Genomic DNA, 25253 nt, shown 5'->3' with positions numbered 1-25253 from the left:
ACAAAAGAGGGTTATAAAAAAATTTGCAATTCTCCAAGTCATTATTAGAATAATGATTATTCGCCCTTTATCCGAACATACAGTTAATTTAATTGCTGCAGGAGAAGTTATTGAGCGTCCTGCCGCCGTTGTTAAAGAACTTGTGGAAAACGCGCTTGATGCAGGGGCAGGCAGAATTGAGATCAATCTTGATAACGGTGGTATTGATCATATTCAGGTCATTGACAATGGTTGTGGAATAGAGGCTGCCGACCTGCCTCTTGCAGTTTCAAGACATTGTACTTCAAAATTGTTTGAAGATGATCTTGTAAATATTAAAACATTGGGATTTAGGGGGGAAGCTCTGCCTTCCATTGGGGCCGCCGCCCGATTGAAAATTATTTCGCGTGTCAAATCGGCGGAAAGTGCGTGGCAGATCTCGGTTGAAGGTGGAAAAATTATAAACCCTAGTCCGGCCGCTGGTCAAATGGGAACACAAGTTGTTGTAGAAGATTTATTTTATGCGCTTCCTGCACGACGTAAATTCTTGAAAACCGCTCGAGTTGAATATAATCGGTGTGAAATGATTATACAGCGTTTGGCCATCTCTCACCCCGATGTTTCATTCACTGTTATAAAAGATGGTAAGACCGTTTTGAATCTACCGATTCAATCGCAAAAAGATCGTATTTTGGCAGTGTTTTCTGATATTCATGATGAAGAACTGATCATGTTGAATTTCGATCGGAGGGATTTGAAATTATCCGGTTTCATCAGTGCTCCATCTGTAAATCGGGCAACAACAAATGGTCAAATTATGGTTGTTAATGATCGGTCTGTTGCTGATCCAGTAATGCAAATGGCTATTCGTGTTGGTTATCGTCAAGTTCTTGAAAAAGGACGTTATCCTGTTGCCGTACTTTTTCTGCAGCTACCTTTGGATCAGGTAGATGTGAATGTACACCCTGCCAAAACTGAATTGCGTTTTGCTGATGAAGCTGCAGTTCGAGCCTTGATAATTGGTAGCATTCAAAAGAGTCTGGCTATTGGTGCGGGAGTTGTAAATGTTAATCCAGAATCTTTGCACGTTTTTCCCATCACACAATATCATCCCAAAAAAGCTTCTATTCAATATCCCGCGTATCAGCAAAGAATGGGTATAAACAATAAAGAATTTATTCAAGAAGAAGATGCATGTGCCGGGGACAGTTTTGAATTGGGAGCAGGATTATCTTTCAAGGATGTTGGAGATACGTTATCAAGATTTCCTGATGAAAAATATCAAAAAACTACTGCAACCTTGCCTTTGGGATATGCCGTGGCACAAATTTTCAAAACGTATATTGTTGCGGTAACAGAACATGAAGAATTTGTCATTGTTGATCAGCATGCAGCTCATGAACGTTTAACTCATGAGGCATTACGTCAACAGTATTTAGAGGCTGGAATACAAACACAGCCTTTACTCATACCGGAAGCAATTGAATTTTCTGCTGTTCATTATCGTTGTCTTATGGGTTTTAAGGACAGTTTGGCCGATTTGGGAATAGAAATAGAATCTTTTGGTGAAAAAACGATTCTGGTCAGGGCTCTACCACAACTTTTGGGAAGCATTTCCGCACAGTCGCTTTTGATTGATCTTGCCGAAGAATTGCAGGATAAAGAACAGATGTCGGTTAATGATATTGAATCCGTCCATACCCAACTTGATGCTATTCTTGCCAGAATGGCATGTCATAACAGTGTAAGGGCAGGCCGCTCTTTAAATGAGGAAGAGATGAATGCCCTTTTACGTCAAATGGAGGCCACTCCAAGGGCAGGAACCTGTTCACATGGAAGACCGACATGGCTGAAATGGAGCAAAAAAGATATGGAAAAATTATTTCATCGCTCTTAATAAATTGATATTAAGGAAAAATTAATTTTAAGTAATATTGACAAAAATAAAAACTTTCTGGGCAATATGGTCAGAAAGTTGTATATAATCGAACAATTGTTACGTTTAAATAGATTAAAAAAGAGAATACCGTGCATTCAGTACTGCTTACATTAGTAACGTATTTGCCTTTGCTTGGGGCTTTGGTCATCTTTCTTATGCGTGGATCCTTTGAAGAGGTTGCACGTACTTCCCGTTGGATTGCTTTATGGACAAGTATCATAACATTTGGTCTGTCAATTGTTATGTGGAGTGAATTTCATCCTCGACATGATGGATATCAATTTGAAATTCAAAATTCATGGATTTCGGGATTTGGTGTTTCCTATCATGTTGGCGTGGATGGGATCAGTTTATTTTTTATTATCCTATCAACTTTATTGACCCTGATTGGAATAATGGCCGCATGGCAGATGATCACGGATCGTATCCGTGATTATATGGTTGCTATTCTGGTGTTGGAAACGACATTGGTTGGCCTGTTTTCCGCGCTAGATATGGTTGTATTTTACTGTTTTTATGAAGCGACCCTGCTGCCAAGCAGCATGTTAATTGGAATCTGGGGAGGTCCGAAACGGATTTTTGCCTCTTTGCAATTCTTTTTATTCACGTTTGCTGGTTCTTTATTTATGATGATTGGGATTTTGTGGATATGGGTGAATACAGGTACCACGGATATTCCCGTTTTAATGCACGCATCTTTCTCACCTGCTGTCCAGGGGTGGTTATTGCTGGGTTTTATCCTCGCGTTTGGAGTCAAATTGCCTCTCTTTCCTCTGCATGCCTGGTTACCAGCCGCATATGTTGAGGGTCCGGCGTCGACCACCTTGCTGGTTTCTGGCGTCATGTCTAAGGCAGGCGCCTATGGATTATTAAGATTTTGTGTTTTAATGTTGCCTGAGGCATCTCACCGTTATGCAATGCTGATTATGGGATTGGGTATATGTGCGATTATTTATGGTGCAATAATCGCTTATAAACAAACAGATATTAAACGGATTATAGCCTATTCATCATTTTCTCATATGGGTCTTATTGCCATAGGATTTTTCTCTCTGACACCAGAGGGAATTGATGGCGCCCTATTACAGGTTCTTACTCATGGGGTAACAATTGCGGCACTTTTTTTATGTGTTGCCGCTGTCACCTATCGTATTGGTACAAGAGATATCGAGGCGTTTGGAGGTATCGCTAGTAAAATGCCCAAACTGGCCTTGCTTGGAATGATCTTTATCATGGCCAATGTTGGACTGCCTGGTACGGGTTCGTTTGTGGGTGAATTGCTGGTCATGATTGGAGTTTTACATATATCATTCTGGGTTGCTTTCCTGGGGGGATCAAGCATGATATTAGGTGCTGTTTATATGCTGGTCATGTATCGCAATGTCATATTTGGAAAAATTGTTAATCCGGTTATCAATTCAATTCGGGATCTAAACGCAAGAGAAATGACAATCTTGGTACCATTAGCCGTAATTATCCTGTGGATGGGGATTTATCCAAACAGTTTCTTATCGGTTTTTAATCCGGTAGTGACTGCCTTTACAAATTCAGACCGTATAGCAGAATTGATGAATCATGGTCATATTGTGGCCGATAATATTAATAATATGCACAGTATTTTTGTTCGCTAAGATTTGATAGTCTAAGCGAATATATTTGATTAATACCCACGTTGCCTCTCTTGGCTTATGCGTGGGTTTTTTTTATGATTTATAGTGATTATTTTAATAATTTTTTTAAAAGGTAAATTATGATCAAATCTGTTTCTGGCGAAGTGGCAATTGGAATTGATAAAAAAGGATTGCGTCAAGAAAGTGATTCAATGGGAAAAATTGAGGTCCCTGCGGATCGTTATTGGGGAGCACAGACTGAACGTTCCTTGCATCATTTCAATATTGGTGGGGATGTCATGCCGCGTGAGGTCTATCATGCCTACGGTATTGTTAAACATGCCGCCGCAGAGGTGAATTGTGAAGCGGGCCGTTTGGATGAAACGAAGGCAAAAGCAATCATTCAGGCTGCTGAAGAGGCAGCCGAGGGTGCGCTTGATGATCATTTCCCTCTTTGTGTCTGGCAAACGGGTTCAGGTACACAAACCAATATGAATGTAAATGAGGTGCTTGCCAATCGGGCCATTCAGCTTTTAGGGGGGGAGATCGGTTCCAAAAAACCTGTTCATCCCAATGATCATGTGAATATGGGACAGTCTTCCAATGATAGTTTCCCGACAGCTATGCATGTCGCTATGGTAATGGAATTGGAAAGGCATCTTTTTCCAGAATTACAAAAATTACATAATGCCATTGAGCATAAAGCTAAGGAATGGATGGATGTTGTAAAGATCGGTCGTACCCATTTACAGGATGCAGTTCCTTTAACCGTTGGTCAAGAATGGTCTGGTTGGGCTGCTCAATTAAAGGAAAGTTTACATCGTTTAAAATCAGTAGAGAAAGAATTGTTTGAACTGGCTGCAGGTGGAACAGCTGTTGGAACAGGATTGAATGCGCCAAAAGGTTTCTCCAAGGCAATTGCTAAAAAAATCGCTCAAATCACCAGCTATCCTTTTGTAACAGCGCCCAACAAGTTTGCCTCCTTGGGTGGACTTGACGCTATGGTGGCCACGATGTCTGCGTTACGTGGCGTTGCGGTTGTTCTATTAAAAATAGCAAATGATACTCGTTGGCTCGCTTCAGGACCACGATGTGGACTTGGAGAACTTCATTTGCCTGAAAATGAACCGGGGTCGTCAATTATGCCTGGAAAGGTCAATCCGACTCAATGTGAGGCAATGATCATGGTTTGCATGCAGGTCATGGGTCTTGATGCTGCCGTTGCCTTCGCTGGCTCACAGGGAAATTTGCAGTTAAATGTAACGCGTCCGCTGGTTATCATGAATACGCTACACGCCAGCCGATTGTTAAGGGATGCAGCTAAAGCCTTTCGTGAATTTTCAGTCGAAGGGACAACATTAAATAATGCGCGTATTCAAAAATATATTGATAATTCATTAATGCTTGTTACAGCTCTGGCACCTGTCGTAGGATATGATGGAGCGGCGAGAATTGCCCATATGGGGGATGTTGAAGGATTAAGTCTTAAAGAGGCGGCTTTAAAATCGGGATTGATTGATGAAAAGCAGTTTGACGAGCATGTAAAACCTCGGTGGATGGCTGGACATGGTGTAGAAGGTGCCTAAATAAAAAGATTTAATTTTCTAGGCATCGATAAAATGTTTTAACAACGAATAGAAAGGAATTTAATAATTCCTTTCCATGGCAGATAAAACGAATATTTATAATATAATTGAATTAAATATCCAGTAAATCAACAGAACTGGCATGCTCCTGTATGAATTGGAAGCGCATTTCTGATTTTCTTCCCATTAAATCAGAAACACGTGTTTCCGTGATTTCTTTTTCATCATGAGGAATGATGACTTTCAATAGGATACGGTGTTTGGGATCCATTGTCGTTTCCTTTAAATCCTTGGGTGGCATTTCACCCAAACCTTTAAAACGAGAAACTTCAATTTTACCTTTTTTTTGGTTCAACCTTGATAAATTACGGTCTTTATCCTTATCATCCATGGCATAAATAATTTTATCTCCTTGGCTAAGACGGTATAAGGGTGGTTGAGCCAGATAAATTTTTTCTTGGAGAATAAGTTCTGGAAGTTCTTGATAGAAAAAAGTCATCAATAAAGAAGCAATATGCGCACCATCAACATCCGCATCTGTCATGATAATGATGCGACCATAGCGTAGTTTATCAATATCAAATGCGGAACCTATGCCACAACCCAAGGCTTCTATTAAATCTTTTAATTCCTGATTATTATTTAATTTTTGATTGGAAGCACTTGCAACATTGAGAATTTTACCTCTCAAAGGTAAAATTGCCTGAGTTTCGCGATTACGGGCTTGTTTGGCCGATCCTCCAGCAGAATCTCCCTCTACGATAAAGATTTCTGTTTGATTGGTATTAGAACTTGTGCAATCGGTCAGCTTACCTGGTAATCTTAAACGTTTTGTTGCGCTTTTTCTTACTGTTTCCCGGTTTTCTTTACGTTGTAAACGTTCTTCAGCTTTATCAAGAAGGAAAGAGAAAAGTTGATCTGCCTGATTTGGATCGGCTGCCAACCAGTGATCAAAACGATCCCGTAGTGCGGTTTCAACAAGTTTGGTTGTATTTTTTGAGCTTAGTTTCTCTTTTGTTTGTCCCTGGAATTCTGGATCCCGAATAAAGATGGATAATTTTGCCGCAAGAGATCCCAGCATATCATCAGAAGTGATGATTGAGGATCTTCTATTGGACCGGTTTTCCCCCCATGTCCGAATTCCTTTTAACAGGGCATTTTTGAAGCCCTGTTCATGGGTTCCACCCAATGGCGTCGGTATGGTATTACAAAACGATGCCAAACCGCTTTCACCTTTTTCCAGCCATGCCAAAGACCATTCAATTTTGCCTGTATTTTCACCTTTTGAATCATTGGGTAAATTGACGTCACCGGACCATATAGGACAGATCAACTGGTCCGAGTCGGTTTCTTCTTTCAAACTGTCTTCAAGTCCATTAGCAAAATGCAGGATTGTCTCCCTTGGAATATCAGTGTTATTCACTAATTCAGGATCACACGACCAGTTTAGGGTGACACCTTTATAAAGAAACGCCTTGGAGCGACACAGTCTATACAACTGTTTCGGTGAAAATTGCAGTTTGCCAAATATCTCGATGTCAGGAATAAAACTGATTTGGGTTCCTCTGCGATTTTGTATATAACCACATTCAATTAATGGAGTAATCGGTAATCCGCGTTCATAGGTTTGTTTCCACAGCATCTTATCACGGGCAATTTCGATTTCCATCCAAGAAGATAGGGCATTGACAACAGAAGATCCAACTCCATGAAGACCCCCAGCAGTATTATAGACTTTATTGGAAAATTTCCCTCCTGCATGAAGCGTGGTTAGAATTACTTCCAAGGCTGATTTATTTTTAAATTTTGGATGAGGGTCAACAGGAATTCCGCGTCCATTATCGCGAATGGTTAATTTGTTATCCTGTTCAAGTTTTATGTGAATGGTGTTTGCAAAACCGCCAACGACCTCATCCATGGCATTATCCAATATTTCAGCTGCCATGTGGTGCAGGGCGTTTTCATCCGTACCACCAATATACATACCAGGTCGCTTTCTGACAGGCTCCAAACCTTCAAGAACCTCTATGTCTTTGGCGTTATAATCGCTGGTAACAGATTTTATCCCTTTTACATTTTTCTTGTCTGCAAAATGGGTTTTAGAAGAATTGTTTGAAGAAAATAAATCGCTCATATAAGTGTATTTCGCATACAAACACGTTTTTACAAAATGTTTTCTTCATGACTCTTAAATTTTGAGATTATTTTTTGTGAACAGCCGCTTTGCGTGTGATTCGTCTTTTTCTAACGACTTTGCCTTTTTTATGTGTTGCAGGTGCCTGACAGATTTCATAAGATGCTGGTTGGAGAATATCTTTTGCCTCTGCATATTGAGACAATTCACTTGCCGTTTTCAATGGTTTGATTTCATCAAACATGGACATTCTTTGAATGCAGAAAATTGTTCCCGCTTTAAGTCCCTGAGAGGATTGTACGTTGGCTAGCTGTGTTATGTAATCATCATATGCTTTTTGATATGCCTTTCCTGAGCGTTTTCCGTAACTTGACCGGAAATACCCCTTCAATTTAACTTCCTCACTGCTAACAATCGGGCGGAATTGATTGATAAAGGCGTTATATTGATTTTGAGCCTGACATGAAAGGGCTGTCACCATTAATTCGCTTTTCAAGCCTTCTATGTTAAAAGCTTCGTGAGAAGGGGAATTATTGCAAGTGGCCGTTGAAGCCCATGATGGATTCGAAAACATTCCCGCAGCGATTAATCCAGAAAAGAGAAAGCGTTTAACTAATAGAGACATTGAGTGCTCCAAATCGGATATGAACTAAAAAGATTGGTTGGGTAGTTAAAAGAATATTGGATTTATTCTATAAAAGTTTATTGCAGTTGTATATGACATTATTAAATCGGATATAACAGGAATTGTACATAATGCAATAGTTTATATTCACATTTTGCAATAATAAACGAAAATAAAAAAGTTAAAATTCATCTAAAATATCATAAAGTTATTGGTGATTTTGTTTTTATCTGGTAGTGATCTTTGTAAGTGGATGTGTGATTGATACAAAAGGTAGGAATAAATTCTTACATCTTTTTTACCAATCCGGGTTTAAACTAATATTCTCATCAAGTTTGTATATTGTAAACTGCCAAGTTATAGGTAGGATTTAATAAATGGAGGCTAGTTTCGTGCGTTTGCGTTCATCTTTTATTTTGGCTTCATTGGGAATTGCTTTGGCAGCTTGTCAACATAATCAGCAACCAGTGGCCCAACCCGATAGGGAGGCTGCCAATCCTTTTAAATATTCAAAAAAATCATCTGTTTGTCAAATAACACCTATAGTCAAAGAAGCGGATGGAAGTTGGAAAACGACGATGACAGTCCGCAGCGATGATGGTCAATGTGAATTCAATGTTGTGCAACCTGACTCCAAAAACAACTTCATCTCTTTTGGTATTGCAACTGTTCCTGAACATGGCAAGACATTTGTTTATAATTATGATAAAAGAACCTATATAAGATACACGCCATCTTTGGCATATGCAGGAACAGATAGATTCATTGTGAATCTTTTACATCAGGATGGGGGCAATAAAACGGTTTTGTCAGTAGATGTAACAGTAGACAATACAGGTGTTCAGATTCCTAAACCCGCTATAGAACCCGCGAACAAAAATACGACCTCTCGAAAAAAGGTAACACGTCATAGAGCTGTCTCCCATCATCGAAAAACCGTAGGAAAAGCTAAATGATGATTTGAATTTACCATTACGTTAAATAGTAAAATTAATAGCTGTGGGACGAGGACGCTTCATTCCTTTTTCCTCAGCTTTTCTGATGAGATCTTGCATCGTTATTGAAGCTATTTCCTTCATGATTTTTTGATCAATAGATTGCCATAATGGTTTGATAACTTGTTGAAAAAGTGGAAACGTAAATTCTTCATATTTTTCTTTTTCATCAACCGAAATGGCCTTAATGATATCAGCGATTGAAAGTAGTCTTTTTGGTTTAGCCAGATGATACCCACCTCGTGGTCCACGAGTACTTTCCAAGATTGAAGCTCTGGATAAAAGTTGTAAAATCGGTTCAATACTTCTTTTGGGTAGTTTTGTCCTTGAAGAAATGTCAGAAGCACTTACGGTATTATTGTGACTTGAGTAAAAGGCGATATCTGTTACAATAAGAATAGCGATAATGGCACGATCTTGTCTTAAGAGCATTAAATATTTTTCCTAAGGTTTTAAAGAAATATTTAGTTAATTTAAAATTTATATCCTAATATTAATAGTATATAATAATTATTTAAGATGAAAAATAGTATTTTTTATAAATAAAATCTGTGATGTGGAAATATTTTGCATAAATAGGTTATTTATAGCGATTATTATCCTTAATCAACGAGTAATGGGAATTGTTATGACAAAAAATAATCGTTTTGGGTTGGCACAACCTAGAGGTAAAATTTATAATTCTTTGATTGATACAATTGGTGGGACACCGCTTGTAAGGCCAGGAAATCTAATAAAGCAGGATAATATCGAAGCTGATATTTTATTAAAGCTAGAATTTTTTAACCCTTTATCTTCAGTCAAGGATCGAATTGCCGCCGCGATGGTATATCAGGCGGAAGAAGAAGGGATTATTAGTCCCCATAAAAGTGTACTGGTTGAACCAACATCAGGCAATACAGGTATTGGCTTGGCATTTATAGCGGCAGCGAAAGGTTATCGGCTGATCGTTACAATGCCTGAAAAGGCATCGATTGAGCGTCGAAAAATGATGCGTTTTCTTGATGCGCAGGTTGAACTGACCCCAGGTCATCTGGGAATGGCTGGGGCAATTGCTCGAGCAAAAGAAATTGTAGAAAATACACCTCATGCCTGGATGCCAAAACAATTTGAAAATCCCGTGAATCCACTTGTCCATGAGTATACCACTGCGGAAGAAATCTGGCAGGATACGCAAGGAAAAGTCGATATTGTTGTTGCCGGTATCGGAACAGGTGGAACCATTACAGGAATTGCCAGAGGATTGAAGAAACATAATCCAAAGGTGGAGATATTTGGTGTTGAACCTGCAGAAAGTGCTGTTCTTAACGGAGAAGAGCCTGGTCCTCATGGTATTCAGGGAATAGGGGCAGGATTTAAACCAGGTATTTTGGATACCGATTTACTTAAACAGGTTCTGATGGTTTCAGAAAGTGACGCTCTTGCCACGTCAAGACGCGTTGCTCGATTGGATGGTATTCCTGTGGGTATTTCTTCAGGTGCAGCTCTGTTTGCGAGTATTCAGTTGGCAGCCCGTAAAGAAAACAAAGGTAAAGTCATTGTAACGATTGTTCCTTCATTTGCGGAACGTTATCTATCAACACCTTTGTTCAATGGATTGGTTTAAATCCTTATTTAAAACCGTATCGTAAGGGAAATCCGGAATATGTGATATTCCCTCCACGATGAAACTATTTAGCGTAAAATTATTTCCACACGTCTGTTACGTGCCTCCCGTACATTGGGTCCTGTTTGTACTCGCAAATTTTGTGATCCATATCCATGTATATCAATATTGCCGGCCGGAACGCCATTTCGTATCAATTCGGATCTGATTTCCTTGGCTCTTTTTAGGGAAAGTTCGATATTGTATTTTTTTCCCTTAATATCGGGACTTGCAGATGTATCTGTATAACCATCCGCTTCAATACGGGTGTTTTCCACGTTATTGTAGGCTTGGGCAGCCTCTCGGACAATAAGTCGCGCTCGATTACTCAGGCTGTAACTATTCCAGTTAAAAAACACAAGATATAATCTTGATTTTCTAGCCTTAGGAACTACAGGGGGGTCATCAACAGGTGTTGCAGGAGGAGGGGCAGGGTTAAATTCATAACGTAACCCGAGTAGAATGGAATGGTTAAAATAGGTGGTTGTATCCCGATTGCCTTTAGTATGACCATAAGGATGGGTAATGTTTCTTCCTCCTTGGGTACCCCATACATCGGCGGTATGACTTTGGGGTGCCAGCATTGTCCAGAATCGATATTCTGTAATGAAGGACAATCCAACAATCCAAGGGGTTGGAAATGATAGCCCTCCAATTCCCTGGTAAGCGAATTGTCCGAATGTACCTCCCATGTGTTCAGTAAGACGATGATCCGCGGTGCGAAGTTTTACTCCATTCATTGTAGACCATCCATAACCAATCCCCGCACCGAAATATGGAAATATATAAGGGCTTCCCACATCCATATCAAAAAGGGCGTTAACCATAAATCCATAAGTTTGTTGGCGGCCCTCACCACGGGCTTTATAAGAACCGAGATTTTGATATTTCAAGGGATTGTTGCGATAATTTCCCTCCACTTCAACTCGAAAACCGTTTCCAAGACCATATCCTAGACTCGTTACTGCAGTGGCCCCTGATGTATATTTATCGCGACCATCAGGCATAATGGGATTTTGACGCACAACTTGATCTTGATTGATACTAAGCCCGCCAGCACCTGTTACATACAAACCTTTAACCGGTTGTGCTTTTATCGTGGTTGAGGGCATGAGAAAAGTGGTTAAACATAAAAGGGTAGAAATATTAAATATAGATGCAGCAAATAGAGGGAATTTCAAACTCATCTTAATTTTTCACTCCTTAAATCTAGCTATCAGCTGCAAATTGTTTTAGTAAAATATTCTTCGAACTGAAATACCCTTTTTTTAGTGAAGAAAGAAGTAAAAAAAATTTTTTGTTCGAAAAATATATCAAATGTCATTGAAACATCACATGGTTTAAATTTACTTGAATAGAAGCAATATACTATTTTCAAACTTAAATAAATACAAGAGAGCAATTTTTAATTGTTATCATTTGGCAATGTAATAATCAAAAAAAAATATTAATACCGTGAAAAATCTAATTTGGTTGTCTATACAACTTAATCATTCGGGATCATATCAAGTGCTTTTTGGTAAAGCTTTGGGTTAAGAAGCAAATCATCGGCAATCTCAAGATCAATATCTGAACCGATGGCAGGGGGACAGGCATTTCTAATTTGAAGAATGTCCTTTGCTTCAACCGGAAAACGTGATTGTCTAGAAAAGATAACATCACGTGCATAGGAAGATTGATCATTAATTAATTCATTCATTTGTTTTTGAGTGAATTTAACTCCACGACTTGTGCATATTTGCGGAATGATGCCCAAGCCCTGGATTGGCCATCCCAAGGGGGCAATAACCCTGCTCCATGTAACGAAGAGCTCTCCACCATCAGGTAATTGTGCAATGGTTTGTACAAGACCTTTACCCAGAGTTGTGCTGCCGATTACGACGGCTCTCTTATGATCGGATAACGCAGCGGTTAAAATTTCGGCAGCACTTGCAGTTCTGCCATCAACCAAAATAACAATGGGAACATTATTGGTTATGTCTCCTCCCTGTACTGCCCATACGTGATTGGACTCTTGATCTCGTCCTTGTGTCGTTGCTGCAATACCATGATCCAGCAATAATGCAGAGCTTGTTATGGCCTGTTGCAAAACACCTCCTCTATTTCCTCTGAGATCGAGAATCAGTCCCTTTAATTTCATATCTTGAACAGCTTGATCAAGATACTGATTGATTTCTTCCGCAGTGAAAGTTGAAAAGGAGGTTATTTTCAAAATGATTATGTTATCATTTGTAAATGCAAATACGGTCGCTGGTGGAACAATTTCTCTTTTCAAACGTACGATTCTTGTTTTTTTTCTACCGTGTGAGCCCAAGACAAGAGTCAAAGATGATTTGTTGCTGCCCTTTAGCCAGTTATTAATTGTATCAACAGATTGTTTATAGGTACGTTTGCTATCTATTTTATAGATACGTTCACCTACGTTAAGTCCTGCTGACCAAGCGGGACCATTGGTATTGATAGAGCTGATAACGATATAGTTTTTATCTTTGGAGATGGTAATTCCGATATTTGCCTCACCGTCTCCTCGTTGATTACGATCCGTGGATGCAAAATTGGGAGCGACATATCTTGAATAGGGATCCATATGATCAAATAATTCATCAAAAAAAGCTTGGGTAAGACCTTGATTGTTTGCCAATTGAATTAAATTGGAATTTTCCCATCCCTTGGTAGAAATATCTGTTATGGTCTTTGCCCATTGGGGTATATCGTTATCTGCCGGCAAGGAATAGTTAGCTAGAATTTTTTGAGACTGTTGAAGAACAAGCTTATCTTCGATTTCATGAATTGATAAAGAGGGGTCAACGGCATTTAAGCCATTCAGTCCCCATAAAGACAATTCTTTTATCGTATGTTCTTCCAGTATTCTGGGTTGTAGAAAAGTCAATGCGGTGGCGATGACATTTTCGTAGCTATGTTGATTAAACGGGGCGATATCTTTTGGTTTTGTGGATGTAGTGGATTGTGCGTATATAGGGGTATAGGTATTAAATGCAAGAATTATATACAGACAATAAAATAAAGGTTTGTATTTTTGCAAAATGAAATATAGAAAACATATCGCATTTTGCGTCAGTCTAAAGAAACAGAAATGTCGTATTAGGAGGAAAATGATTGTTCTCCAAAGACAATAAAATATTTTAAATATAAGGTTAGCCAATATTAAAAAAGCTATAGCAACTTTAAGATTATTAAAACCTAAATATAAAAATAACAAAATCTGTCACGTAAAAAACACAATAATCTAGTTGAAAATCATATTATTTTTTTGTTTTTTTTACTGTTTTTTTCTTTTTCGTTGATTTTTTCTTTACCTCTTTTCCTTTTTCTTCGAGAAGTTTCAATGCGTCCTCTAGGGTTGTATTATCTCCGTTATCACCTTTTGGTAGGGATGCAACAGATTTTTTATGCTGTATATAAAATCCGAAACGTCCTTTTCTTAATAAAACAGGCTCCTTATCTTTTGGATGAAGCCCCAGATTACGGATAGAAGCCATTTTTTTTGCAAGAACCTCCAAGGCTCGATTCAATCCTACTGATAAAATATCTTCATTTTTATCCAAGGCGGCAAAAATATTTCCCATTTTGATATAAGGGCCAAAACGTCCCAATCCGATTTCGATTTTTTCACCTGTCTCAGGATATTCTCCAAGTAATTTTGGAAAAGATAACAGGGCAATGGCCTGATCCAGGGTAAGTGTATTTCCATCAATATTATTTGGAATAGCGGCACGTTTGGGTTTGATCTTTTTATTTTCAGGATCAGCCTCACCAGATTGTATATATAATCCGTAAGGTCCTTTACGAAGTGAGACTACTTCATTATTTTCTGGATTATTTCCAAGGATTTTGCTGCCTTCTTTTAAAATCTCATTATCTTCTTGATCAGCATTATCCAGACTTAATTTTCTAGTATATTGACATTCAGGATAGTTGGTACATCCTATAAACGCCCCATAGCGACCCAGTTTTAGATGAAGTTTGCCATTTTCACAGGCAGGACATTTTCTGGGATCGGACCCGTCCGTTGTTTCGGAAAAGAAGTGAGAGCCAAGATCATGATCAAGCGCATCAATAACATCAGAGATTTTCAGTTCTTTTGTTTGCTCGATGGCATTGGAAAAATCGTTCCAAAAATCCTGTAAAACTTTTTTCCAATCTATTTTACTATCGGAAATTTCATCAAGTTGTCCCTCTAACGTGGCGGTAAAATCGACATCAACGTAACGTTTAAAGAAAGATGTTAGAAAAGCAGTAACCAAACGTCCACGATCCTGAGGAATAAAATAACGATTTTCAAGAGTAACATAACCTCTGTCACGTAAAACCCCGAGAATGGATGCATAAGTGGATGGACGACCAATACCCAGTTCCTCCATCTTTTTAACAAGTGAGGCTTCACTATAGCGTGGAGGAGGTTGAGTAAAATGCTGACTAGGCAAAATTTCTTTGGTTTGAAGAGTCTCTTTTTCTCTTAAGGGGGGTAGGAGTGACCCTTTGTTGTTTTTATTTTCCGCCTCATCTTTATCTGTATCATCAAAACTTTCTGTATAAACTTTTAAGAAACCCTCAAATGTTATTGTTGATCCCGTTGTTTTAAAGCAATTTTCCTGCTTTTCATCAGTTATTGTTATGGAAATTTGATCAAGTTCTGCGGATTCCATCTGACAGGCAAGAGCTCTTTTCCAGATAAGATCGTAAAGCTGTTTCTGATCAGCTGTTAAATAAGAACTGATTTGTTCAGGAGTGAAATTGATATGTGTAGGTCGTATGGCTTCGTGTGCCTCTTGGGCGTTTTTTGCTTTACTTGTGTATTTGCGTGGTGATTTTGGTACAAATTTTTCGCCATATTCGGTATTGATATGATTACGAATGGCCTGAATTGCTTCATTTGCCATTTGTACTCCATCGGTTCTCATATAGGTAATCAAACCAACGGTTTCTCCCTTGACTTCAATTCCCTCATAAAGTTGTTGTGCGGTACGCATCGTGTTTTGTGCGCTCATTCTTAATTTTCTTGATGCTTCCTGCTGTAATGTCGAGGTGGTAAAGGGGGGGGATGGATTCCTTCTTGTTTTTTTTCGCTCTATGGTACGAACGCTAAACTGTTGATTATTTAAATATGTACAAGCCTCTTTTGCCAGATTTTTCGTATTTAGATCAAATTGTTCAAGTTTTTTGTTTTTTAAATGGGTAAGTTTTGCCGTGAAATCCTTATTGGATGAAGAGATAAAAGTGCCATGAATGGTCCAATATTCTTTGGATTGAAAAATCTCGATTTCAGCTTCACGTTCGCATACAAGACGCAAGGCAACAGATTGGACTCGTCCTGCACTTCGGGATCCAGGTAATTTCCGCCATAAAATTGGTGATAATGTAAAGCCTACCAGATAATCAAGTGCACGTCGTGCAAGATATGCTTCAATCAAAGGTTGGTCCAGTTTCCGGGGATGTTGAATAGCGTATTGAACTGCCTGTTTGGTAATTTCATTGAAGGTAATACGCTCGACATTAATATTTTTAAGTAATTTCTTTTCATTCAGAATGGATTGGACATGCCAGGAAATTGCTTCCCCCTCACGATCGGGGTCAGTGGCAAGATAAAGTGTTTTGGCATTTTTTAAGGCCTGGGCAATCGCCTTGATCTGCTTGTTTCCACGTTCATCCGTTTCCCAATCCATGGCAAAATTTTCAGTCGGCCTAACACTTCCATCCTTCGGAGAAAGATCTCGGACATGCCCGAAAGAGGCGAGAACAGTGTATTTGTTTCCAAGATATTTATTTATGGTTTTGGCCTTGGCAGGCGATTCAACAACGATGACGTCTGTCATTTTCTCTCCAGACGGATTAGTAAAAATGATTTCTTCAATTAGAAACAGAATACTATCTTTTCTTTAGTAAGAAGCAACTGCTATTTTGGTTTTTAATTAATTTTTTAAATGGATGTGATTTACATATTAAAACGAAAATAGAAGAAAAATTCAAGAATTCGTTTGATTTCCTCATTTTAAAATATAGCCATTATGGCAAAGAAAAATTTTTTGCTGGATTTCAAGCAAGGTAAGAGCACTCTGAATTTCATTGGTAGGGTAATGAACATTTCTCAAGATTAGATCGATAGGTGTAGGGGTGGCAGAAAGTAGGAAGAGAATATCATCTTCAATTGTTCTTGAATTGTTTTTATCAGGTATATTGACCTGTGGAGGATTCTTGTTCTGGAGGGATATGTTTTCAGCTGCGGGAGAATAGGTGAAAAGATCTGTATTGGAAGGGGTATTTTCTTGGATAAGGGGATGGGGGAGTTCGGATATTATATCCATGGCATTTTCTGTTAATATAGCCCCCATTCTAATCAAGTTATTGCTTCCTTTACAACGTGGATCAATGGGAGATCCTGGTACTGCAAAAACGGGACGGTTATAATCAAGCGCTTGTTTAGCCGTGATAAGACTGCCGGAATGCTGGGCAGCCTCAATGACAATACATCCCCAGCTCAATCCAGCAATAATACGGTTTCTGCGTGGAAAATGCATGGCTTGAGGTTGGGTTCCAATAGAAAATTCAGTTAAAACAACTCCTTTTTCTGCTATTGATTTTTGAAGGTCTTTATGTTCTGTTGGATAAAACATATCGATTCCACAACCAATTACGGCAATGGTGAAACCTGTGTATAAGGCTCCTTTGTGAGCTGCTTTGTCAATACCTCTGGCTAGACCAGAGGTTATGCCAATTTGATGTGCGGATAGATCAGCCGCAAGATTTTCTGCCATTTTAATGCCATGTATAGAAGCATTACGCGCCCCGACAATAGCAACATTTCTCTTTTTTAATAACTCGATATTGCCCATGGCAATCAGAATAGGAGGGGCATCTTCAAGCATATCAAGCAAGGGCGGATATTCCAGAGTTCCACGAAGAACGAATTGTCCCCCCAATTCAAGTGTTTGATCAATTTCTCTATGAAGTATTTTATTATCAGGAACTTGAAATTTTTTTGTTGAATCTTTTGAACGTTTTAATTTTGGTAAAATTTCCAAAACAGCTTCAGGGGTTTGATAATGGTCAAGTAATTGTCGATAACGGATTCCACCGATCCCTTCCGTTCTGGCAATTTTTAAATATGGAAGTAATTGTTTTACAGATAGGGTGGAAGATAATGGTTTCTTGGACATTTAACTTAATTTTTTTGGTTTTTTTCACCAATACGAGGTTCTGTACCGTTGCTGAGACGGTATATGTTGGTTCTATGACGAAAAAATATGAGTAAACTTATAAGAAGGGCGGGAAATAAAAGAGGGGTTTTAAGATCAAGATGATTGAAAATCATAATGAATAAAGGCCATGCAACAAATGCGGACAACCCTCCTATAGAGGAAATTCGGGACAGTCTGGCGGCAAGTAACCATACAATACATGATAATAGACCAGCAATAGGGGTTAAGGCAAGGCTGACACCTAACCCCGTAGCAACACCTTTTCCACCTTTGAAATTTATCCAAACGGGAAAACAATGGCCGACTACTACAAAAATTGCGGCAAGTGATTCGGCCTGAACTGTATAGTTAATGGCAAAAATATAGGCACACCATATTGCAAAAGAACCTTTCCCCATATCGAGTAAAAGAGTTAAAACCGCTAGTTTTTTTTTGCCTGTACGTAAAACATTTGTGGCGCCAATATTGCCTGAACCGATTTGGCGAATATCTCCTATTCCACCAATATAGCTAACCAACATTCCAAAAGGAATGCTGCCAATCAGATAGGACAAAAAGATAATGCCTGCCATTAATGTCCATGCATATTGGGGTATATGCCAAATCATAGGGTCTCTCTTTTGTAAATACAGCGTCCCATTTTCCAGGTTCCAAGGACGACACCTGGAAGGACACGATTGTCAAATGGAGTGTTTTGAGCCCGTCCTGGTAATTTTCCCGCTTCAACCTGCCAGGTTTGATCCGGATCAAATAAGCATAAATCTGCAACATTTCCTTTGGCAAGCGTTCCGAAAGGTTGACGCAGGATTTTCGCAGGATTGTTACTTAAAAGTGAAATAGCCTTTGCGAGGGGCAGATTGCCATTTTTGACTTGAATAAGGGTAACACTTAAAAGGGTAACTAGCCCTGTTCCGCCCGGAGCCGCCTCTGCAAAGGGTAAACGTTTGTCATCCACATCTCTTGGAAGATGATCCGAGGCGATTGCATCAATGGTTCCATCTGCCAATCCCTGACAGATTGCAAGACGATCCGCTTCGGAACGGAGTGGTGGGGAAAGTTTGGCATAGGTTCTAAAATCACCAATTGCCTCTTCATTCAAGTCAAAATAGACCGGGGCGGTATCACAGCTGATATTAAATCCCTTTGATTTTGCCTGTCGAATTAGATTAAGTCCCTCCGCGGTGGAAATATGTCCAAAATGTAATCGACAATTTGTTTGTTCCGCCAATCGTAAATCACGGGCAATCATAATTGCTTCAGCCGCAGTTGGGACAGAAGGCAAACCAAGTCTTGTTGCCAGCTCTCCCTGGGTGGCACTGCTATTTTTGGCCAGACTGGGGTCTTCGGGATGCTGAATGATCAATCCGTCAAATCCACTTGCATATGCCATGGTCTGCATCATCAAACGGGTATCTGCAAGCGCCTTGTCTCCGTCCGTGAAACCAATGGCGCCAGCCTCTTGAAGCAAGCCTATTTCTGCAAGTTCCTTTCCCTCACAACCAACAGTTAATGCACCATAAGGAAGAATGGATATGGATTTTGTTATTTCACCCTTGGCTTTTAGCAGGGTTACCAACGCGGGATTATCGATAGCGGGGTTACTATTGGGTAGAATTGCCATGGTGGTTATCCCACCTGCAGAAGCCGCTTCTGCTGCGGTGGCAATGGTTTCCCTATATTCAAATCCAGGTTCTCCCACGGTTACACGCATATCAACAAGACCAGGACAAAGAATGGCTCCTTTTCCATCAATGACATCGCAATCTGATGGTTGCCCTTCTGTTTCCGGAAGATCTATCCCGGCAATTTTATCATTTTTGACAAGAAGTTTTCCCGGTTGATCCAATCCTGATTGAGGATCAATTAAATGGACATTGGTGAAAAGAATTGGTTTCATGGCTGCGCCTTTATGTGAGAGAATTTTTCAAGAACTGCCATTCTTACGGCAACACCCATTTCGACTTGTTCCTGTATGACGCTTTGATGTGGATCATCGGCAACATGACTATCAATCTCTATTCCCCGGTTTAATGGTCCAGGATGCATGACCAATGCATTTGACTTTGCAAGGTTTAACCGTCTTCGATCTAGTCCAAAGAAACGAAAATATTCACGGGTACTTGGAATTAATCCAGCACTCATTCTTTCTCTTTGAAGACGTAACATCATGATAACATCAACATTTTTAACCCCCTGATCCATTGAGTAATAAGGGGTGGCACCCATTTTAGCGATTGTTGAAGGCAATAAGGTTCTTGGACCAATAACCCTGACATTGCAACCCATTGTTTTAAGAAGGATTATGTTTGAACGGGCAACTCGGCTATGAGCTATATCTCCACATATTGCAACAGTCAAACCTGTTAATTTTCCAAAGTGGCGACGAATTGTTAATGCATCGAGCAAAGCCTGAGTGGGATGTTCATGAGTTCCATCGCCTGCATTGATGACACTTGCATCGACCTTTTGGGCAAGAAGCGCAGGGGCACCAGATTGTGCATGTCGAATGACAAGCAAATCAGCTCGCATAGCGTTTAAGGTATAGGCCGTATCCAGTAATGTTTCCCCCTTGCTGACCGAAGAAGTGGAAACGGACATGTTAATGACATCAGCACCCAGACGTTTCCCCGCCAGTTCGAAAGATGTACGAGTGCGGGTACTATTTTCAAAAAACAGGGTGATTAACGTACGTTCTCTCAACAGATTGCGAGGGGTCTTGCGAGAACGGTTTAGTAAGGCATAGTTTTCTGCCCGGTCCAGTAATATTTCAATCTGGTCTTCGGGAAGTCCTTCTATACCAAGAAAATGCTGTCCAAAGGAATTAACCATTAATTACGGCTCCTAATCTAGCCAAAACCTCATTTTTGCCTAATGCGAGAAGTGTATCATCAATTCCTGGCGACATGGTGCTTCCTGTTACAGCCGCCCGTAAAGGCTGGGCAACTTTACCCAATTTCAGGTTTTCCTTTTCAGCAAATGCATGTAGACAGCTATTGACAGACTCTTTTGTGAATTCAGGTAGTTCATTCAGTTCCACGACAAGTTTACTCAACAAGGCACGATTATTTTCATTCAATAATTTTTGTGCCTTGTCCGTAAAATTTAATGGAATTGACATACAAAGGAAAGAGGCATTTTCAGCCAATTCATTCAGATTTTTGGCGCGTTCTTTCAATCTAGGCATCAATAACTTGATTTTCTGTTCATTATTCTGGCTTAAATCAAGGTCTTTCCGTCCCTTCAAACGAGACAATACATCTTTGGTTAGTCTTACATCATCTGCCTGTCTTAACCAGTATCCATTAACGTGTGTTAATTTGGCATAATCCATTCGAGATGGAGAACGGCCAACACCATCCAGATCAAATAACCTAATTTGATCTTTCCGACTGAGTATTTCCTCATCTCCATGACCCCAGCCTAATCTAAGCAGGTAGTTACATAAAGCTTCAGGCAAATATCCTTCATCACGAAATTCAACAACCGAACTTGCACCATGTCGTTTGGACAATTTCGCACCATCGGGACCATGAATAAGGGGAAGGTGGGCAAATTTGGGTATATTCCATTCCATCGCGCGATAGATCATTAATTGTCTAAAACTATTGGTTAAATGGTCATCGCCACGAATGACATGGGTGATATTCATGTCATGATCATCGCAGACAACAGCGTGTTGATATGTTGGTGTTCCATCAGCGCGTAGGATAATCATGTCATCCAGTTCGATATTGGCGACGGTTACCTCTCCTTGAACAAGGTCTTGAATAACGGTTTCACCTTCTTTGGGGGCCTTGATGCGAATGGTATAAGGTGCATTGGAGGGTGCCTCGGATGGATCACGGTCACGCCAGTATCCGTTATAACGGGGAGGTTTTCCCTCAGCCAGTGCCTTGGCACGCATTTGAGCCAAATCCTCTGATGTGCAGAAACATTTATAGGCTTTTCCTGTCTCGAGAAGATGAAGAGCGATTTCCTGGTGTCTTTTAATTCTTGTCGATTGAAAAACAGGCGGTTCGTCAGGTGTTAACCCCATCCATGCCAGTCCATCAAGAATAACATCAACAGCTTCTTGAGTAGAACGCTCTCTGTCAGTATCCTCAATCCGTAATAAGAATTCGCCATGATGATGTTTGGCATAAAGATAGTTGAATAGTGCAGCGCGAGCATTGCCAATATGAAGCAATCCCGTTGGACTTGGAGCAAAACGTGTACGAACGGTCATGGGTATCTTTCTTGCACGTAGAATGAAAAGTGAATTGAAATAATGTTTATATTAATTATTAAAAATAAAGATATGAAGTCTAGAAAAAAAATATTTTTATGGAGTTTTTGAACTATTTTAGACAGCATAAAAAATGTCATTGCTCTGTTGGTAAGGGAAACTGACCATTCGAAATTATGGATGCCTGTGATATTGGGTCTTGGAAGTCTGATTTATTTCACTCTTACGAGTGAACCAGATTTATCTTATGGTTTTATATTTTCAATATTCGGTTTGATAGGAATGGCTGTCATTCGATGGCGTTATCCCCTTCAACTAAATCTCTATATTTTTCACTGTGTTGTTTTTTTATTGGGATCAGGGTTTTGTCTTGCATGGTTACAAACACATCGACAGGAACCTTTTTACCGTTTGCCAACGCATGCGGCCACAATGAAAGGAAAAATTCGTCGAATAGAGATTTTATCAAGTGGAAAAACCCGTGTTTTAGTGCATCGTGTTCATTTTTTATCATATCCAGAATCTGAACAGAAAGAATGGCATCGATATATTCAAATTACATTATTCCATACCGATCATTCCCAAATTAATGTCGGAGATTGGATAGAGGTTAAAGCGATGCTGAAGCATCCATTTCCTCCAGTTAGAATGGCGAGTTATGATTTGCAATTTCATGATTGGTTTAAAAATATTGGTGCTTATGGATATGCTATCGCTCCTATTAACGTAATTAGAAAAAGCGATAAAACCTCAATACAATTGATACGTGAAAAAATAGCCTGTCGTATCAGGATTTTATTGCCAGGTGAGACTGGTGCAATTGCGCAAATTCTATTAACCGGAATTGATGCGAATTTATCTCAAGAAAACAGACATGTTTTTGCTGTGGCCGGACTGGCCCATTTATTGGCCATTGCTGGTCTGCATCTGGGAACGGTGATGTTGATTGTTGGCGGTACAGTACGCTGGCTTTTATTGCGAAGTGAATATATTGCCTTGCATTGGCCAGTGAAAATGATTGCGTTATCAATTGGATGGATTGCAGGTTGTATCTATCTTCTTCTTACAGGATTTCATTTGCCGGCAATTCGTAGTCTGATAATGGCAAGTTTGATCGTTTTCGCCCTGTCTATGGATCGTCGAAGTTTATCAATGCATAATTTGATGCTGGCAGCATTGATGATTTTGATTTTTTCACCCTCATCGATCATGAACGTATCCTTTCAGATGTCTATGGCAGCTGTGATGGCTATAATTGCAGGATATGGTTGGGGATATGACCGTTTTTTAAAAAAATCCAAGAACACTTGTGGTTTAAAAAATTTTTTTTCTATATTTCAGAGGCTGCATGGATCAGTTTCCTAGCTGGCTTGGCAGTATGTCCAATTGTTATGGCTCATTTTCATGAACTGAATTTATATTTTATTTTGGCAAATTTGATTGCGGTTCCTGTAACAATGTTTTTGATCATGCCAACTGGATTACTATCCCTGGTAACTATTGGGACAGGAATTGATTATTATTTTTTACATTTGATGGCGTATGGAATTAATTTGGTAATTAATACAGCCCGAATTGTTAATGATTTCCCTTATGCGGTTATATGGGTTAAGGATATGCCTGGATGGGGGTTGACATGCTATTTTATTGGATTATGCATTATCTGTTTATGCGTGACTCGATTAAAAAGTACCGGCATTCTTCTGATTACGATAGGGATTATATCCTGTTTATGGGGTAAAAATCCTGATCTGGTAACCTCTGCGGATGGACAAATGATTGCCATTCGACGAACTGGGTTTATATGGGTAATTTGTCAGCATGGATGCAATAAATATACGATTGAGGGATGGAAACAATACTTGGGTGTATCAAAAGTGAGAATTCAATTTTCTCACAATTATGACAGAAATATTCTTTGCAAGGATTTTTATTGCAAATTGCTGGATGAACATGTTTTGATCATATTAAAAAAACCTGAGAATTTCTTTTCCCAAGCTGAAATATGTCATGCTATGCGGTTGGAAATTTCTTTATTATGGGAACAGCGTTTATGTCCTGATATATCATTCGTTGATAAAGAAAAAAACTGGGTATATGGATCACATAGCATATGGTTGAATTCAAACAAGATCAAAAATGATTTGTCATTAAGAGGCAATCGTCCATGGGTTATGGAACCAATTCAACGTGGTATTCCGAATTTACCCGAAGCTTTGAGTGAATAAATCAAAACGGACTTATGTTTTTATCTTGGTAATGGCATATTTGCACAACAGGACAGTGCCAGCATTCAGGTTTTTTAGCCTTACAGCAATAGCGTCCATGTAAAATCAACCAATGATGTGATTTCGCAATCAATTCTCGGGGAATATTTGTTACTAGATTTTTTTCAACATCGAGGGGTGTCTTGCCAGGAGCTAGACCCGTGCGATTGCCTATTCGAAATATATGCGTATCAACTGCCATGGCAGGTTGATCAAAAGCAACACTTAATACTACATTTGCTGTTTTTCTTCCAACACCGGGTAAAGCTTCCAAAGCCTCTCTCGTTTGCGGGACTTGCCCATTATAATTTTCGATCAATTGTTTGGAAAGCGCTATAACATTTCGGGATTTGGCACGCCATAAACCGATGGAATTGATAAAGGGAACTAATTTTTCCTCACCAAGAGCAACCATTGCTTCAGGTGTAGATGCAATCTTGAACAATTTATTTGTGGCTTTATTAACAGATATGTCAGTTGCCTGAGCCGACAAAACAACGGATACTAAAAGCGTGTAGGGTGAAGAATAATTCAGTTCAGTTTTAGCGTCCGGACGTGACTTGGCAAGAAGACGAATGAATTCCTTGATTTCTTTCTTATTCATTGCCTTTGCTAAAGGTGTTTCTTTATCTGCTTTAATAATCATGGAAAAATTTTAATTAAGCAAATGGTAACTTTTTCCCACCAAGAATATGAAAGTGAAAATGGAAAACTTCTTGGCCGGAATTCCTGCCAATATTGCTGATAATGCGATAACCATCTTTGTCAAGACCCAATAAATTGGCTACATGTGCAACAGCCTTGGTAAAAGCTACAATTTCCTCGGGGGCTGCACGTTGAGAAAAATCAGCATAGGAGGTATAAGGGTTTTTGGGAATGACCAAGGCATGAATTGGTGCCTTGGGGGCTACATCGTGAAACGCCAATACATATTCATTTTCATAAATTGTTTTTGCTGGAATTTCTTTTTTCAAAATTTTAGCAAATATATTTTGAGAATCGTAACGAACTGAAGTTGAAGCCATTGTTTC

At 39.4% G+C, this 25253-nt stretch carries 20 protein-coding genes; 7 read left to right on the top strand and 13 right to left on the bottom strand.

All coding sequences use genetic code 11. The features are described from left to right. Positions 1-52 precede the first annotated feature (52 nt). From mutL to fumC, 3 genes are all read left to right on the top strand, one after another. On the top strand, positions 53-1876 hold the full coding sequence (gene mutL / locus D9V35_RS06265; RefSeq protein WP_122123803.1) for a DNA mismatch repair endonuclease MutL: 1824 nt from the start codon (positions 53-55) through the stop codon (positions 1874-1876). Between the two features lie 131 nt (positions 1877-2007). After that, a complete protein-coding gene (locus tag D9V35_RS06260; protein WP_122123802.1) occupies positions 2008-3549 on the top strand; it encodes a complex I subunit 4 family protein in 1542 nt (513 codons plus the stop codon). Between the two features lie 119 nt (positions 3550-3668). After that, complete coding sequence (gene fumC, locus D9V35_RS06255; protein WP_122123801.1) at positions 3669-5114, top strand: class II fumarate hydratase; 1446 nt, start codon at positions 3669-3671, stop codon at positions 5112-5114. Positions 5115-5226: 112 nt separating this feature from the next. On the opposite strand, the gene parE is transcribed toward fumC, so the two are convergent. Next, entirely contained in the window at positions 5227-7248 is a 2022-nt protein-coding gene (parE, locus tag D9V35_RS06250; RefSeq protein WP_122123800.1) for a DNA topoisomerase IV subunit B, read from the bottom strand. A gap of 67 nt (positions 7249-7315) precedes the next feature. Next, positions 7316-7873, bottom strand: a complete 558-nt coding sequence (locus D9V35_RS06245) for a hypothetical protein (RefSeq protein WP_110438271.1) — start codon at positions 7871-7873, stop codon at positions 7316-7318. A gap of 392 nt (positions 7874-8265) precedes the next feature. Here D9V35_RS06245 and D9V35_RS06240 point away from each other — a divergent pair, with 392 nt between their 5' ends. Further along, on the top strand, positions 8266-8829 hold the full coding sequence (locus D9V35_RS06240) for a hypothetical protein (RefSeq protein WP_198194914.1): 564 nt from the start codon (positions 8266-8268) through the stop codon (positions 8827-8829). 21 nt (positions 8830-8850) lie between these two features. Here D9V35_RS06240 and D9V35_RS06235 read toward each other — a convergent pair whose 3' ends face one another. Then, a complete protein-coding gene (locus D9V35_RS06235; RefSeq protein WP_110438269.1) occupies positions 8851-9300 on the bottom strand; it encodes an RrF2 family transcriptional regulator in 450 nt (149 codons plus the stop codon). A gap of 196 nt (positions 9301-9496) precedes the next feature. On the opposite strand from D9V35_RS06235, the gene cysK reads away from it, so the two are divergent. Beyond that, positions 9497-10474, top strand: coding sequence for a cysteine synthase A (gene cysK / locus D9V35_RS06230; RefSeq protein ID WP_110438268.1), 978 nt, complete (start codon positions 9497-9499; stop codon positions 10472-10474). A gap of 68 nt (positions 10475-10542) precedes the next feature. Here the strand turns inward: cysK and D9V35_RS06225 are convergent, their stop codons facing one another. From D9V35_RS06225 to gltX, 8 genes are all read right to left on the bottom strand, one after another. Further along, positions 10543-11700 carry an OmpA family protein gene (locus D9V35_RS06225; RefSeq protein WP_122123798.1) on the bottom strand — a complete coding sequence of 386 codons (1158 nt, stop codon included), beginning with the start codon at positions 11698-11700 and terminating at the stop codon, positions 10543-10545. 299 nt (positions 11701-11999) lie between these two features. Then, positions 12000-13556 carry a S41 family peptidase gene (locus D9V35_RS06220; protein ID WP_240993351.1) on the bottom strand — a complete coding sequence of 519 codons (1557 nt, stop codon included), beginning with the start codon at positions 13554-13556 and terminating at the stop codon, positions 12000-12002. Positions 13557-13776: 220 nt separating this feature from the next. Then, complete coding sequence (gene topA / locus D9V35_RS06215; RefSeq protein WP_122123797.1) at positions 13777-16347, bottom strand: type I DNA topoisomerase; 2571 nt, start codon at positions 16345-16347, stop codon at positions 13777-13779. A 171-nt stretch (positions 16348-16518) separates the two neighbouring features. Then, complete coding sequence (dprA, locus tag D9V35_RS06210) at positions 16519-17688, bottom strand: DNA-processing protein DprA (protein ID WP_122123796.1); 1170 nt, start codon at positions 17686-17688, stop codon at positions 16519-16521. A gap of 5 nt (positions 17689-17693) precedes the next feature. Continuing rightward, complete coding sequence (gene plsY / locus D9V35_RS06205) at positions 17694-18338, bottom strand: glycerol-3-phosphate 1-O-acyltransferase PlsY (protein WP_122123795.1); 645 nt, start codon at positions 18336-18338, stop codon at positions 17694-17696. After that, a complete protein-coding gene (locus tag D9V35_RS06200) occupies positions 18335-19627 on the bottom strand; it encodes a dihydroorotase (protein ID WP_122123794.1) in 1293 nt (430 codons plus the stop codon). Before D9V35_RS06200 ends, plsY begins: the two co-directional genes overlap by 4 nt. Beyond that, a complete protein-coding gene (locus D9V35_RS06195; protein WP_122123793.1) occupies positions 19624-20559 on the bottom strand; it encodes an aspartate carbamoyltransferase catalytic subunit in 936 nt (311 codons plus the stop codon). The genes D9V35_RS06200 and D9V35_RS06195 overlap by 4 nt, the downstream gene beginning before the upstream one ends. Further along, the gene (gene gltX / locus D9V35_RS06190) at positions 20552-21955 is read right to left on the bottom strand and encodes a glutamate--tRNA ligase (RefSeq protein WP_122123792.1); all 1404 of its coding nucleotides are present in this window, start codon (positions 21953-21955) and stop codon (positions 20552-20554) included. Before gltX ends, D9V35_RS06195 begins: the two co-directional genes overlap by 8 nt. Before the next feature lie 180 nt (positions 21956-22135). Here gltX and D9V35_RS06185 point away from each other — a divergent pair, with 180 nt between their 5' ends. After that, positions 22136-23320 carry a ComEC/Rec2 family competence protein gene (locus tag D9V35_RS06185; protein WP_122123791.1) on the top strand — a complete coding sequence of 395 codons (1185 nt, stop codon included), beginning with the start codon at positions 22136-22138 and terminating at the stop codon, positions 23318-23320. Then, entirely contained in the window at positions 23263-24183 is a 921-nt protein-coding gene (locus tag D9V35_RS06180; RefSeq protein WP_162988600.1) for a ComEC/Rec2 family competence protein, read from the top strand. Before D9V35_RS06185 ends, D9V35_RS06180 begins: the two co-directional genes overlap by 58 nt. 1 nt (position 24184) lies before the next feature. Here the strand turns inward: D9V35_RS06180 and nth are convergent, their stop codons facing one another. Beyond that, entirely contained in the window at positions 24185-24868 is a 684-nt protein-coding gene (nth, locus tag D9V35_RS06175; protein ID WP_240993350.1) for an endonuclease III, read from the bottom strand. A 13-nt stretch (positions 24869-24881) separates the two neighbouring features. Then, positions 24882-25247 carry a histidine triad nucleotide-binding protein gene (locus D9V35_RS06170; RefSeq protein WP_110438259.1) on the bottom strand — a complete coding sequence of 122 codons (366 nt, stop codon included), beginning with the start codon at positions 25245-25247 and terminating at the stop codon, positions 24882-24884. Between the last annotated feature and the right edge of the window lie 6 nt (positions 25248-25253).

Source organism: Commensalibacter melissae (assembly GCF_003691365.1).
Lineage (GTDB): Bacteria > Pseudomonadota > Alphaproteobacteria > Acetobacterales > Acetobacteraceae > Commensalibacter > Commensalibacter melissae.
The sequence above is the reverse complement of the archived record's forward strand: the minus strand, read 5'-3'. Positions and strand labels throughout refer to the sequence as shown.